The sequence below is a fragment of the Archaeoglobus sp. UBA230 genome, from assembly GCA_002507545.1.
GTDB lineage: Archaea > Halobacteriota > Archaeoglobi > Archaeoglobales > Archaeoglobaceae > Archaeoglobus.
In genome coordinates this window covers 1-13,771 of the sequence record DAVR01000041.1, presented here as the reverse complement: position 1 = coordinate 13,771, position 13,771 = coordinate 1, and the positions used below count along the sequence as shown (strand labels likewise).

Sequence of the window (13,771 nt, the reverse complement as noted above, 5' to 3'; positions counted from 1 at the left end):
ACGGTGGGGGATGTGTATGGGATGGATACTGCTGTAGACAAAGGAATACTTTATACAAGCGAGGGACATATAATACACACGGGGCAGGCAGAATTGCCCCTTATGATTTCAATGCTGACCGTTCAGAATATCACCCACAATTCAGCAATTGTGAGCTGGCAGACAAATAAAAACTCTGATTCTCTTGTAGAGTATGGAACTACTTCCGGGCAATACACTAAGAAAGTGTATGATTCAACACTCACGGAGTATCATACAGTTGTGCTGAGCAACCTTACGCCTGGAGAAACCTATTTTATTAGGGCAGTCTCCAGCACAGGCAGTGAAGTTGTAAAATCCGCGGAAATCTCATTCAAAACACATGACTTAAGCAACAGCAATACCGGCGACAACAGTACTGAGAATAATGGAGGAGCTACTGTGGAAAGTCAAAACAACAATTCAACAGGTGACATCCAACTCAGCCCATCAAAAGATGCAAGAATTTCTCCAATCTTGAGGTGGAATAACGGTAATGCTGATTTAGCAGTAGGGAGCCACGACAGATACAGAACTGTACTCGAGTTCACACTTCCAGAAAGTACAGGTGAGATAAAGTCGGTTAAGCTTTACCTGTACGTTGAATCCACAGAAAACAGCCAGTATAACCACACGATTGAACTTTACACCCTCAACGGAGATTTCGATGAAGACGTTGTAAACTGGACTCACAAAAACAGTAACGAAAAATGGAACACTCCCGGAGGAGACCTTGGGATACTGGTTGACCACTATTACGCAACAGGAGACCTCTCAGGCCAGTGGATCTCCTTCAGCCTGAAAGGGAGTGAGGCGGATAACTCTCTGAACCTTTCATGGGGTGATACAGTAAGACTTATCCTCGTTCAGAAAGTAACGGGAGACTGGCACAACAAGTACAGGCACGATCATTTTGATTCAAGGGAGGGTAAGAATAATCCTTATCTTTTAATTGACTGGTAAAAATATCTTACCAAAATTTAAATATTTACCACAATTTTTATTAAGTGTTTTGTGTATATTATTTTGCTGGTATTTATGAAAAGTATTAAAGTAGGAGTTATCGGTGCGGGAATAATGGGAAAGCATCACGCAAGAGTTTATTCAGAGATACCATTTGCCAATCTCGTCGGTGTTGCAGATTTAAACGAGGAGAAAGCTAAGGGAGTAGCGAGAGAATTTAAAACCCAAGCGTTTACCGATTTTGAAGAACTTTTGACAAAAGACTTGGATGCAGTGAGTATTGCTGTTCCGACAAGCCTCCATAAAGACGTGGCACTTAGAGTAGCTGACTACGGAATTGATATGATTATTGAAAAGCCGATTGCAGATTCTGTCGAAAATGCTCGTAAAATTGTAAAAGCTGTAAGAACGAATGACGTAAAGGTTATGGTAGGACATATCGAGCGTTTCAATCCCGCTGTTTTGAAGTTGAAGGAGTTGATAAGAAGGGGTGAGCTGGGAAGTATCATTGCAATTTCCTGCAAAAGAGTCGGTCCCTATTCGCCACGCATTAGAGATGTGGGCATCATAATAGACCTTGCTGTGCATGAGATAGACACGATATCTTTCCTCTACGGAATGAGGGCGGATAGTGTTTATGCTGTCGCTGGAAGTAGCTTTCACAAGTGGGAGGATTATGCCTCACTCTTGATTAAGTTTTATCCAGACAGAGTTGGATTAGTAGATACTAACTGGCTAACTCCAACTAAGGTGAGAACGCTAAATGCAGTGGGGACAAAAGGTGTCGCAAATCTGAATTATTTAGAGCAGAGTCTTGAAGTTGTGAGGGTGGACAAAAAGGTGGTAGTGAATGTAGAGAGGAGAGAACCTCTAAGGAATGAATTGGAAGCTTTTTTGAATTGTGTTATGACAAACACTGAGCCAGAACCATCAGCAGAAGATGGTTTATACGTTCTTTCTGTAGCTACCTCAGCCATAAAGTCATACAAATCTGGTTTACCAGTAGAAATAGGAGGGATACTCGCTTGATTCGGCCAAATACGTCCTAAAACACCTACCTAAATTTAACGGTCTAATCAGAGGTATTCTTCCTCATATCGCTTTGCCCAGAACTCCTCTAATTCCTCAAGAAGTTCTGGATCGAAAACAATATCTTCTTTTTCAATTTGCCTTGTTCTTCTATCCTCTGATATCATTATAACTATAGTGCTTATATTAGTATTTAAAGTTAACTAAACAGAGCTGTCTAATCAAAAACTAAAAAAATAATAAATAATCCAAATTAGTCTTTCCTTGCTCTGAGCAACACTATGGCAGCAAGCACTCCGATGACACCAATAGCCATTGGCGGGAATTCAGGGACTGACGTCCTTCTTTCCCATGTCTTCTCGACTTGGTTTGATTGGACAGTAACACCCTGACTATCAACCATACTCGCCACTATCACATCAGTTCCCGCAGAGGTGCCGGTGTATGTGAAGACTGCCTGTCCATTGATGTCCGTTACCGCTATCTCCGTCAGCCCGGCGTGTGGTCCAGATACGATTGTAAAGGTCACATTGCGACCCACAATCGGCTGTCCATAATCATCTTGGACTGTGGCGATAACTGTATGCTGAGTGTTAAGGACATTCGTTGCGGAAACAGGTGAGAGAACAATACCTTCACCAACAACGGCCGAAGTGGAAAGGAAGAATGCTGCGAAGAAGATGTTATCATCGTTTGATGGGTTCTTTGTAAAGACGTTTATGTTCGTGTCGCCATCTGCAACGAGCGGGATAAGGCTGTAAAGCTCATCGTCGTATCTTGGACTTGTGGCATCACCATGTGTGTAAGCATCAGCCGGGTTTGCATCGCTATCATCCAGTCCACCGACAGTTAGCAAAGCGCCATTATATTCCTGTCCGTCATCCTGACCTCCTGCTGATGAAGTCAAGCGAGCGCCGTTAACATCCACCTCACTATACTGATCCTGAATGTATGAGGTCTGATAACCATACGAGATACCGAGCGACATGTCTAATACCAAATTCGGATCGCTCTTGTCTATCGGCTCTGCAAGCAAAACCGCAAAGGTATCTCCCGAAACGTCCTGCGCTCCAAAGAGTAGCACCACCGTGTTGTCAGTTATCTGATTTGGATCGTCGAAGATCACTGCAAGAATTACACCATCCGTACTGTATGTGTCGGCTTCGCTTATGTTGAAGCCAATCCTTCCCGCCGGAGCAGAATCAATCTTGGACTTCACAATTGAAGTTACATTCGCCCAGTAGTTCCACGAGCTTATACTGCTGGGTGTTTCAATATCCCATGAAACACCAACCCCGTCTATGGTTATATCCCCGTCAGATAGTTTATGGCGTACGAAGCCCGTAGTTGCAGCTGCCAGATAGGCCGCCCTTACCGTAGCACCACTCGGCTTCTCCACCTGAATGATGCCAGTGTTTGCAGGATATACGCCGAGACCATCTATTGACAAGCTGATTTTTCCGGATTCAGTCACAACTGGGACGATTGATCCCATCGTTACTTTTGTCAATCCTGCATTTTCAGTATCAGTGCCTATTTCGACAGCAGAAACGTTTGTCAGAATTGTCATGAGCACTACCATGGTCACTAATATCGGTAATAACGCTTTTTTCATTTTTACACCTCCATGTAATTTCTTAAATTCTGCTTTTAACTATATATATTTTTCTTTTAGAAAAAATTTTATTCTTATTATCATAATGAGACTTCCTGCTGTAAGACCAAGCTTTTTAATGACTTCAAGAAATTGAAAAATTGATGGTATGCAAAATCCATAACTCAGTCAGTATTTACGGAGATACTAAGATTGGCGATGGCTCTATTGTGATGGAAAACGTCATTCTGGGATATCCCTCAGCTAATTTGCTAAAGCAGGACTGGGAGGGACTAAAGTTTAAAGGTGTGACTATAGGCAGAAACGCAATTATTCGCTCCGGGACTGTAATCTACTGCAATGTTGAGATTGGAGACAATTTCGTGACCGGCCACAATGTGGTAATAAGGGAAGAGACCGTAATCGGTAACAACGTCTTGGTAGGCACAAACACTGTTATTGAGGGTAATACAAGAATTGGCGATTATGTCAGCATTCAGTCAAACGTTTTCGTTCCTGTTAACACACTAATCGAGGACTTTGTTTTTCTTGGACCCAATGTTGTTTTAACTAACGATAAGTATCCTCTGAGAAAAGATTATGAACTAAAAGGTCCAATAATAAGGAAAGGAGCGACGATTGGAGCAAATTCTGTTATTTTACCATCAGTTGAGATCGGAGAAGGTGCTTTTATAGCCGCTGGTTCGGTTGTGACGAGAGACGTTCCTCCTTGGAGCTTAGCCATCGGGTCTCCTGCTAAAATTCGTGGCCTTCCAGATGATCTAAAAACAATTAACAAACTGAAAAAGTGAACACAATGATTGATATTGCAACAATAATACTTCTCAGCATTTTTCAAGGATTGTTTGAGTGGCTTCCAGTTAGCAGTGAGGGAGTTTCTATTTTCTTAATGGTTAACGTATTCAATGTTGACCCAACCCCTGCACTAACCTACTCAATTTTTCTCCATATTGGTACTATGCTTGCGGTTTTGGTTAAATTTAGGCGAGAGTTTTTCAAAATGCTTCAGTTAAGAGACTCCTCTCTTTTGAGTTTGGTCGTTGTGGCTACACTTTTTACTGCTTTAACAGCGATACCTATATTGAATACTCTCAGAGAGTTCAATAACGGTGAACTGGTTAATCTTCTGATAGGAGTTATGCTTATAGTTACCGGGTTAGTTTTGCGGTTGCCCAAAACCGGAATGAGGCACCTTTATGATTTTCGTTTGAAGGAGGCGGCATTGCTGGGTCTGGTGCAGGGTTTCGCAATAATTCCAGGAATTTCAAGGTCCGGTGTAACTGTTAGCTTTCTCCTTTTGAGGAAGCTGAATGAGGAGGAGGCTCTAAAACTCTCCTTCATTATAAGTGTACCAGCCGTTTTCGGTGCTGCTCTAATAAATGGGCTGCCAGCGAATGTGACGGTCACCTCCTCAATTTTAGGCTTAGTTGTAGCCTTCGTTGTGGGCTATATAACAATAGATTTGCTGTTAAATTTTGCGAGACGTTCTAACTTCTCTTTATTTTGTATCGTATTTGGCCTTTTGTCAATTATAACCACATTATTACTGGTATTCTAATAAATCAGATTCTGCAACACGTTGTAAAGAAATGAAAATTTAGCCACATCTGGTAAACCCGCAGAATTTGCAGGTAGCACATCCCTCCCCGTACTCAAGCACGTTGCCACATTCGGGGCAGACTCCCCCTATTTGCTTCGTCCTTTCCTCCTTCTCTTCTCCTTCAGCAAACTCCGTAAGGGGCTTTATCCCCTCAACCTCAAACCTTATCTTCTTGTATTCTCCCTTCAGGTGCTTTTCCAGAACCTTTGCCACACCGTCGGCACACGACGTGATGACCTCCCCATTATCAAATCCAGGTGACGGACAGCGGATGTTCTTCAGCTGTCTGATCAGCACCTCAGGATCAATCCAGCTTCTCAGAGCGATGGACAAAAGTCTCCCCATAGCCTCAGTCTGCGAAGCTGCACAACCTCCGCTCTTTCCAAGCTGGACAAAAACCTCTGCAATACCATACTCGTCCTCGTTAATGGTTACATAGAGAGAACCGCAACCCGTCCTCGTCTCAATCGTTCTTCCAGTGGTTATTCGAGGTCTCGGTCTTGGCTCAATGTATTTTGCTGGGGGTCTTGGTTTTGCTTCTCTTTCTTTCTTCTCCTCCTCAGCCTTCTTTACCCTCAAAACCTGCTCTTCCCTGCTCCCATCTCTGTAAACAGTAATTCCTTTACATCCAAGCTCATAGGCCAGCAAAAATGCCTTCTCAACATCCTTTCTCGATGCAGAGTTTGGAAGATTGATGGTTTTACTTACAGCATTGTCTGTATACTTCTGAAACGCTGCCTGCATCCTCACGTGCCATTCAGGCGAGATGTCGAGGGCGCACTTGAAAACTCTTCTGATATCTTCTGGAATCTCATCCATCCCCTGAATGCTACCTTCATTAGCTACTTTTTCAATCAGCTCCTCGCTGTATATCCCTCTCTCCCTCAAAACATTCTCAAAAATCTCATTGATTTCGAAGAACTCTTCTCCGTCGAGAATGTTCATCCTCTTGTATGCAAGTGCAAACACGGGTTCTATGCCACTTGAGCAGCCTGCTATTATGCTTATCGTTCCGGTTGGAGCTATCGTTGTTGTTGTTGCGTTTCTCATCTTCATTCCTTTCTTCTCCCACACACTCCCCTTCCAGTTAGGAAAAACTCCTCTTTCTTCTGCTAAGTGCTGTGAAGCCTTGTGACTTTCCTCCTGAATGAATTTCATCACGTCCTCAGCAAGCTGCAAGGCTTCTTCGCTGTCATAGGGAATACCGAGAAGGAAAAGCACATCCGCCCATCCCATCACACCCAGCCCAATTTTACGATTTGCTTTGGTCATCTGCTCAATTTCAGGGATGGGATAACTGTTAACGTCAATAACATCATCAAGAAACCTTACAGCAGTCCATACAGTCTCTTTCAGCCCTTCCCAGTCAATTACACCATCCTTAACAAATTTGGCGAGATTTATGCTGCCGAGGTTACAGGACTCATAGGGAAGTAGGGGCTGTTCACCGCACGGATTGGTGGCTTCAATCTGCCCGATGTGAGGAGTTGGATTGTGCCTGTTTATAGTGTCTATGAAGACCATTCCCGGCTCTCCGTTTCTCCAAGCACCCTCAACAATGAGGTTGAATATTTTTCTTGCAGGAATTTTTCTTATAACTTCCCCAGTTCTGGGATTTATGAGCTCGTAATCCTCATCATTCTTCAGTGCCTCAATAAAGGCATCAGTAGCGGCAACACTGATGTTGAAATTCCTCAAAACCCCTTCCTCCCATTTTGCAGTTATAAATTCTTCAATATCAGGATGGTGGACGTTGAGTACGCCCATATTGGCTCCTCTTCTCTTCCCACCCTGCTTTATCTGCTCGGTTGCAGCATCAAATATTTTCATGAAGCTAACAGGGCCACTCGCAACACCCATTGTGGATTTTACAATATCTCCCTTTGGTCTTAGCCTTGAAAAGCTGAATCCTGTCCCACCACCACTCTTCTGAACCCTTGCCATGTCCCACAGAGCTTTAAAGATGCCATCAATGGAGTCCTCGACAGGTATTACAAAGCACGCAGAAAGCTGGTTCAATTCAGTTCCAGCGTTCATCAGAGTTGGGGAGTTGGGCATAAACTTCTGTTCCCATAACAATCTGAAAAACTTCTCAGCCCACTTCTCCACATCATTGCCGTAGTTTTCTTCAGCCTTTGCAATCGCTTTTGCAACTCTCCAGCACATTTCTTCTGGAGTCTCGATTACATTACCTTCATCGTCCTTTAGCAAATACCTTTTTCTCAGTACTGTTTCAGCGGTACGGTTAAGTTTCATCAGATCACCAATGAAGATTGGTTGGGTTTCAAATAAAATCGTTGTGGCTGCTCTACCACTGCACCTACTGAAGTTTTCTTTCTCCATATATAGAAAATTTACCTTACACTATATCAAATTATTTTGACATTAGTTTTAAAATTAGGAGACAAATTGTTGGTATGGCAACCGTAATTCTCAGAGAAGATGAAGTTGAACAGCTAATAGATATGGAAGAGGCTGTGAATGCTGTTGAAGAAGCTTTCAAGCTTTACTCACTCGGAAAAGCTTCAATGCCTCCAAAAGTATATCTGGAATTTCAAAAGGGAGATTTGAGAGCAATGCCTGCCCACATAATGGGATACGCTGGAATAAAGTGGGTTAATTCCCACCCAAACAACCCTGACGTTGGTTTGCCAACAGTAATGGCCTTGATGATTTTGAATGATCCAGAAACTGGTTTTCCTCTCGCAGTTATGGATGCCACGTTCCTCACATCGCTAAGAACCGGAGCAGCAGGTGGTGTCGCGGCAAAATACCTTGCAAGGAAGGACAGCAGAGTTTTCGGGTTCGTAGGTTGCGGAAAGCAGGCTTATTTCCAGTTCGATGCCCTAAGGAAAATATTTGATATTGGTCTTGTAAAGGCCTATGATTTGAGGAGGAGTGCTGCTGAGGGTTTCGCAGATTACTGCAAAAAAGCAGGTGTTGATGTTTCAGTTACGGATGTAAAAGATGTGTGTAAATGTGATATTCTGGTTACAACGACTCCATCAAGGCAACCCGTCGTAAAAGCATCATGGATTGATAAAGGAACACATATTAACGCAATAGGAGCTGACGCTGCGGGAAAGCAAGAACTTGAAATTGAAATTCTATTGAGGGCCAAAGTTGTCGTGGACGATGTCAAGCAGGCGATGCATGGAGGAGAAATCAACGTGGCTGTGTCAAAGGGTGTGATGCAGAGGGATGACATTCACGCAACCATTGGAGAAGTTATTGCTGGCATAAAGCCGGGAAGAGAGAGTGATGATGAAATAACAGTCTTCGACTCAACAGGTTTGGCGATACAGGACGTTGCTGTTGGAAAGGTCGTATTTGAGAATGCTAAGAAAGAGGGTAAAGGTCTGAAAATGCAGTTTTTCAAAATATGAGGGTTCTTGCCTTGATTTCAGGCGGTAAGGATTCGATGCTCGCTTTGCATGAGGTGGCTGAAGAACATGAGATAGCTGGACTGCTCGGAATTGTCCCGGAAAAGGCCGATTCTTACATGTTTCACTCTGTAAACCTGCATCTGCTCGATGCTATTGCTGACTGTCTCGAAATTCCGATTACAAAGGTCAAGGTTTCAGGGGTTGAAGAGGTTGAAGTAAGGGAGTTAGCTGAACAGATTAAAGGTATTGATGCAGATGCCCTGTGCATAGGTGGAATAGAATCCAACTATCAGAAAAGGAGGTTTGAGAGGATATGCGAAAAGACAGGAATGAAACTTCTCGCTCCACTCTGGAAAAGAGAAGTTGATAAGATAATGAAAAAGGTTGTTAAGGAATTTGAGACAATTATAGTCAGCGTATCTGCAATGGGTCTCGATGAGTCTTTTTTGGGACGTAAAATAGATGAAGAGTGTTTTAACGCTCTAAAAAAGATTCACGAGAAGTACAAAATCCATCTCGCAGGTGAGGGCGGAGAATATGAAACTCTTGTTCTCGACGCTCCCCTATACAAAAAAAGAATAAAGATTTTGAGGGGAAAAAAGGTCTGGGATGGTGTGAGGGGTTACTATTTAGTTGAAGATTTTTCGAAAATTTCGAAAGGTTTGAAGAGAAAAATTTAGAAAGAATCGGGCGTAATATTTTGAAAAGGTGAGCTTTCACCAGTTTTTGAAGTGGGGAAAAATTCGTAAACCTTTAATCATGAAAATATTTTTCGAAAGATTTATATAAGTTTCAGAAAGAAAATAAGCGTAGTTCAGGAGGTGGAAGAAATATGCCTTTGATTAAAACACCGCCACCGCATGGCGGAAAACTTGTTGATAGAGTTGTTAAAAAAAGGGAAATCGCTGAAAAAATGATTGCTGGCTGTCCAACCTTCGAATTAAAGCCTACAACGCTCCCAGACGGTACGCCGATTCGCCACGTATACAGAGAAATAATGTCTATCTGTTACGGTTTCTTCAGCCCCGTTGAAGGTTCAATGGTTCAAAATGAGCTTGAGAGAGTTTTAAATGAGAGAAGGCTTTTGAGCGAGTGGATTTTTCCCTATCCGATTTTGTTTGATGTCAGTGAGGAGGACTACAAGGCACTTGATGTCAAAGAGGGAGACAGGCTTCTGCTCATGCTGAAAGGGCAACCCTTCGCGACCATTGATATTGAGGAAATCTACAGGATTGACCCAACCGATGTCGCAACGAGAACCTTCGGCACTCCTGAGAAGAACCCTGAGGTCGTTAGAGAGCCGTTTAATGAGAAACATCCAGGTTACATGATCTACAAGATGCACAATCCCGTCATAATTGCGGGTAAATACACCATCGTGAATGAGCCAAAGTTCAAGGAGCCCTTTGACAGATTCTGGTTCCCACCTGCAAAATGCAGAGAAGTAATAAAGAATGAGAAGAAGTGGAGAACTGTTATTGCTCACCAGACGAGGAATGTCCCACATGTTGGGCATGAGATGCTGATGAAAGCTGCTGCTTTTACCGGTGATATTGAACCATGCCATGGCATTCTTGTCAATGCGATAATTGGTGCTAAGAGGAGAGGAGACTATCCAGATGAGGCCATCCTTGAAGGGCATGAAGCAGTGAACAAGTATGGATACATCAAGCCTGAGAGGCATATGGTCACCTTTACACTCTGGGACATGAGATACGGTAACCCGATTGAGTCCCTGCTGCATGGAGTTATCAGGCAGAACATGGGCTGCACACACCACATGTTTGGAAGAGACCATGCAGCGGTTGGTGAGTATTACGACATGTACGCCACGCAAATTCTCTGGGGAGAAGGCATCCCAAGCTTCGGATTTGAAGCACCGCCAAATGAAGTTGACTACGGTCTTAAAATTATGCCCCAGAACATGGCCGAGTTCTGGTACTGTCCGATCTGCCAGGAAATTGCCTACAGCGAGAGTTGCGGACACACTGATGCAAAGCAGAAGTTCAGCGGCAGCTTCTTGAGAGGTATGGTCGCTGAGGGTGTATTCCCGCCAAGAGTTGTCATGAGACCAGAGGTTTACAAGGCTATAGTGAAGTGGTGGAAGGTGTACAACTACCCATTCGTGAACAGGAAATACCTGGACATGAAGAACAAAGAGCTTGAAATTGATCTCCCAGCGATGGAGGTTCCCAAAGCGTGAGGTGATGGAGATGCCGCACTACATTTCGGTAATTCTGGATGATGAGAGGTACGCAAAGATCAAAGGAACACCGCTTGAGGAGAAGATAACTTACCTCTTTGGCGGGCAGCTGAAGTCCTTAGTTGTCGAAGTTCCAGAAGAAAAGTCAGAGCAGATACTAAAGACCTTTGATAAGGCAAGAATTGACTCAAGAGGTTACATCGAGGATGTGCCTGTAGCATTCAGAAGAGCAGTGTTCGAAGAAATTGCTAAGGCAAAGTCGCTCGATGTAATAGATAAGGTACTTGAGAGGCTTCCTGAAATTCAGGAAGCAGCGAAGAAGGAGGATGAGTACATTCCTCCGCCCGAAATAGAGTAAAATTTCAAAAATTTTTTAAGAAATGGAATGAAAAAGGTGGGAGGTGAGTTAAATGCCATCGTTTGTAAACCCGGAAAAGTGTGATGGATGTAAGGCGTTGGAGAGAACGGCATGTGAGTATATCTGCCCCAACGACTTGATGACACTCGATAAGGAAGCAATGAAAGCCTACAACAGAGAGCCTGACATGTGCTGGGAGTGCTACAGCTGTGTTAAGATGTGCCCACAGGGTGCCATTGATGTGAGAGGTTATGTAGACTACTCCCCACTCGGTGGAGCTTGTGTGCCGATGAGAGGTACATCCGACATCATGTGGACTGTAAAATACAGAAACGGAAAGGTGCTGAGATTCAAATTCGCAATCAGGACGACCCCATGGGGTTCAATCCAGCCATACGAGGGGTTCCCAGAGCCAAGTGAGGAGGCATTGAAGAGTGAGCTTCTCGCCGGAGAGCCAGATATTATTGGCTTAGGCGAATTCCCGCAGGTTAAGAAGAAGGCGTGAGGTGGTATAAATGGTGTATGTCCCGAAAAAGATTGAAACATTTAAAGCGGCCGATGTTCCCACAGAGGTTGTAGAAACAGATATCTTAATCATTGGTGGTGGTTTCTCTGGTTGCGGTGCAGCATACGAGGCTGCCTACTGGGCAAAGCTCGGTGGGTTGAAGGTTACACTCGTTGAAAAGGCTGCTGTTGAGAGAGGCGGAGCTGTTGCCCAGGGTCTTTCTGCTATAAACACCTACATTGATCTTACCGGCAGGAGTGAGAGGCAGAACACCCTTGAGGATTATGTTAGATACGTCACACTCGACATGATGGGTCTTGCAAGAGAGGACCTCGTTGCTGACTATGCCAGACACGTTGATGGTACAGTCCATCTCTTCGAGAAGTGGGGTCTGCCAATCTGGAAGACTCCAGATGGGAAGTATGTGAGAGAGGGACAGTGGCAGATAATGATCCACGGTGAGAGCTACAAGCCGATCATTGCCGAGGCTGCGAAGATGGCTCTTGGCGAGGAGAACATCTATGAGAGAGTTTTCATCTTTGAACTGCTCAAGGACAAGAACGATCCGAATGCGGTGGCTGGTGCTGTCGGTTTCAGCGTGAGAGAGGGTAAGTTCTACGTCTTCAAGGCCAAGGCCGTGTTGCTGGCCACTGGTGGTGCGACACTACTCTTCAGACCGAGAAGCACCGGAGAGGCTGCTGGTAGGACATGGTATGCGATCTTCGACACGGGCAGTGGTTACTACATGGGAATGAAGGCTGGAGCAATGCTCACCCAGTTTGAACACAGATTCATACCATTCAGGTTCAAGGATGGTTATGGGCCAGTTGGAGCATGGTTCCTGTTCTTCAAGTGTAAGGCCAAGAACGCATATGGAGAACTCTACATTGAAACAAGAGCGGATGAGCTGAAGAAGTACGAGCCATACGGAACTGCTGTTCCAACACCAACACCGCTGAGAAACCACCAGGTCATGCTTGAAATCATGGACGGCAACCAGCCGATCTACATGCACACCGAAGAGGCACTGGCCGAGCTTGCTGGTGGTGACAAGAAGAAGCTCAAGCACATCTACGAGGAGGCTTTCGAGGACTTCCTCGACATGACCGTCAGCCAGGCACTACTCTGGGCATGCCAGAACATTGACCCGCAGGAAATGCCATCCGAAGCTGCCCCGGCTGAGCCGTACATCATGGGTTCACACAGTGGTGAGGCCGGATTCTGGGTGTGCGGTCCAGAAGACCTGATGCCGGAAGAGTACGCCAAGCTCTTCCCGCTGAAGTACAACAGAATGACAACAGTTAAGGGACTGTTTGCAATCGGTGACTGTGCCGGAGCCAACCCGCACAAGTTCTCCAGCGGTTCGTTCACTGAGGGTAGAATTGCAGCAAAGGCTGCAGTCAAATACATCCTTGAGCAGAAGCCCAACCCAGAGATTGACGATGCAGTAGTCGAGGAGCTGAAGAAGAAAGCCTACGCACCGATGGAAAGATACGAGCAGTACAAGAACCTCTCAACTGCAGACGATGTCAACCCAGAGTACATCCTGCCGTGGCAGGGTCTTGTTAGACTGCAGAAGATTATGGACGAGTATGCTGCCGGTATCGCTACGATCTACAAGACCAACGAGAAGATGCTCGAGAGGGCACTTGAACTGATCGCCTTCCTCAAGGAGGACCTTGAGAAGCTCGCTGCCAGAGACCTGCACGAGCTGATGAGAGCTTGGGAGCTTGTCCACAGAGTCTGGACTGCTGAGGCACACGTCAGGCATATGCTGTTCAGAAAGGAGACCAGATGGCCCGGATACTACTACAGAACCGACTATCCAGACCTCAACGATGAGGAGTGGAAGTGCTTCGTCTGCAGCAAGTACGACGCAGAGAAGAACGAGTGGACGTTCGAGAAAGTGCCATACGTCCAGGTAATTGACTGGACTTACTAATTTCTAAAACTTCTATTTTTCTTTTTAAGTTTTCAGAAAATAGTGTTTTATCCCTAAATTACTTCACTACCCAACACCTACCTCACGTGAGAAAACTAACGAACAAGAAGATCAGATGGATAATCAGACAACTCAACAAGGGAACCCCAGTA

Annotated in this window: 12 protein-coding genes; 10 read left to right on the top strand and 2 right to left on the bottom strand. The window is 44.7% G+C overall.

What is annotated here, in order from left to right; genetic code table 11:
• The coding region (locus tag BP688_RS11850) for a fibronectin type III domain-containing protein (protein ID WP_290624676.1) at positions 1 to 981 on the top strand (981 nt) is incomplete at its 5' end.
• A gap of 75 nt (positions 982 to 1,056) precedes the next feature.
• A complete protein-coding gene (locus BP688_RS11845; protein ID WP_290596915.1) occupies positions 1,057 to 2,010 on the top strand; it encodes a Gfo/Idh/MocA family protein in 954 nt (317 codons plus the stop codon).
• 253 nt (positions 2,011 to 2,263) lie between these two features.
• On the opposite strand, the gene BP688_RS11840 is transcribed toward BP688_RS11845, so the two are convergent.
• Positions 2,264 to 3,625 carry an Ig-like domain-containing protein gene (locus BP688_RS11840; RefSeq protein ID WP_290596916.1) on the bottom strand — a complete coding sequence of 454 codons (1,362 nt, stop codon included), beginning with the start codon at positions 3,623 to 3,625 and terminating at the stop codon, positions 2,264 to 2,266.
• A 143-nt stretch (positions 3,626 to 3,768) separates the two neighbouring features.
• Here BP688_RS11840 and BP688_RS11835 point away from each other — a divergent pair, with 143 nt between their 5' ends.
• Positions 3,769 to 4,416, top strand: a complete 648-nt coding sequence (locus tag BP688_RS11835; RefSeq protein WP_290597303.1) for an N-acetyltransferase — start codon at positions 3,769 to 3,771, stop codon at positions 4,414 to 4,416.
• A 5-nt stretch (positions 4,417 to 4,421) separates the two neighbouring features.
• Entirely contained in the window at positions 4,422 to 5,183 is a 762-nt protein-coding gene (locus tag BP688_RS11830) for an undecaprenyl-diphosphate phosphatase (protein WP_290597304.1), read from the top strand.
• Positions 5,184 to 5,222: 39 nt separating this feature from the next.
• Here the strand turns inward: BP688_RS11830 and BP688_RS11825 are convergent, their stop codons facing one another.
• On the bottom strand, positions 5,223 to 7,481 hold the full coding sequence (locus tag BP688_RS11825; protein WP_349677340.1) for a vitamin B12-dependent ribonucleotide reductase: 2,259 nt from the start codon (positions 7,479 to 7,481) through the stop codon (positions 5,223 to 5,225).
• Positions 7,482 to 7,642: 161 nt separating this feature from the next.
• On the opposite strand from BP688_RS11825, the gene ala reads away from it, so the two are divergent.
• From ala to aprA, 6 genes are all read left to right on the top strand, one after another.
• Complete coding sequence (gene ala / locus BP688_RS11820; RefSeq protein ID WP_290597306.1) at positions 7,643 to 8,611, top strand: alanine dehydrogenase; 969 nt, start codon at positions 7,643 to 7,645, stop codon at positions 8,609 to 8,611.
• Positions 8,608 to 9,291 (top strand): diphthine--ammonia ligase, encoded by a 684-nt coding sequence (locus BP688_RS11815; RefSeq protein ID WP_290597307.1) that lies wholly within the window; start codon positions 8,608 to 8,610, stop codon positions 9,289 to 9,291. The genes ala and BP688_RS11815 overlap by 4 nt, the downstream gene beginning before the upstream one ends.
• Positions 9,292 to 9,443: 152 nt before the next feature.
• Complete coding sequence (sat, locus tag BP688_RS11810) at positions 9,444 to 10,814, top strand: sulfate adenylyltransferase (RefSeq protein ID WP_290597308.1); 1,371 nt, start codon at positions 9,444 to 9,446, stop codon at positions 10,812 to 10,814.
• A gap of 10 nt (positions 10,815 to 10,824) precedes the next feature.
• Positions 10,825 to 11,172, top strand: a complete 348-nt coding sequence (locus BP688_RS11805; protein ID WP_290597309.1) for a DUF6955 family protein — start codon at positions 10,825 to 10,827, stop codon at positions 11,170 to 11,172.
• A gap of 52 nt (positions 11,173 to 11,224) precedes the next feature.
• The gene (aprB, locus tag BP688_RS11800) at positions 11,225 to 11,677 is read left to right on the top strand and encodes an adenylyl-sulfate reductase subunit beta (RefSeq protein ID WP_290597310.1); all 453 of its coding nucleotides are present in this window, start codon (positions 11,225 to 11,227) and stop codon (positions 11,675 to 11,677) included.
• Positions 11,678 to 11,687: 10 nt separating this feature from the next.
• Positions 11,688 to 13,619, top strand: a complete 1,932-nt coding sequence (aprA, locus tag BP688_RS11795; RefSeq protein ID WP_290624028.1) for an adenylyl-sulfate reductase subunit alpha — start codon at positions 11,688 to 11,690, stop codon at positions 13,617 to 13,619.
• Positions 13,620 to 13,771 lie beyond the last annotated feature (152 nt).

Coding starts and splice junctions, on each gene's coding strand:
- BP688_RS11840 (WP_290596916.1), bottom strand. CDS start 3,625: ATGAAAAAAGCGTTATTACCGATATTAGTGACCATGGTAGTGCTCATG.
- BP688_RS11830 (WP_290597304.1), top strand. CDS start 4,422: ATGATTGATATTGCAACAATAATACTTCTCAGCATTTTTCAAGGATTG.
- sat (WP_290597308.1), top strand. CDS start 9,444: ATGCCTTTGATTAAAACACCGCCACCGCATGGCGGAAAACTTGTTGAT.
- aprA (WP_290624028.1), top strand. CDS start 11,688: ATGGTGTATGTCCCGAAAAAGATTGAAACATTTAAAGCGGCCGATGTT.
- BP688_RS11825 (WP_349677340.1), bottom strand. CDS start 7,481: ATGAAACTTAACCGTACCGCTGAAACAGTACTGAGAAAAAGGTATTTG.
- BP688_RS11835 (WP_290597303.1), top strand. CDS start 3,769: ATGGTATGCAAAATCCATAACTCAGTCAGTATTTACGGAGATACTAAG.
- BP688_RS11845 (WP_290596915.1), top strand. CDS start 1,057: ATGAAAAGTATTAAAGTAGGAGTTATCGGTGCGGGAATAATGGGAAAG.
- BP688_RS11805 (WP_290597309.1), top strand. CDS start 10,825: ATGCCGCACTACATTTCGGTAATTCTGGATGATGAGAGGTACGCAAAG.
- ala (WP_290597306.1), top strand. CDS start 7,643: ATGGCAACCGTAATTCTCAGAGAAGATGAAGTTGAACAGCTAATAGAT.
- BP688_RS11815 (WP_290597307.1), top strand. CDS start 8,608: ATGAGGGTTCTTGCCTTGATTTCAGGCGGTAAGGATTCGATGCTCGCT.
- aprB (WP_290597310.1), top strand. CDS start 11,225: ATGCCATCGTTTGTAAACCCGGAAAAGTGTGATGGATGTAAGGCGTTG.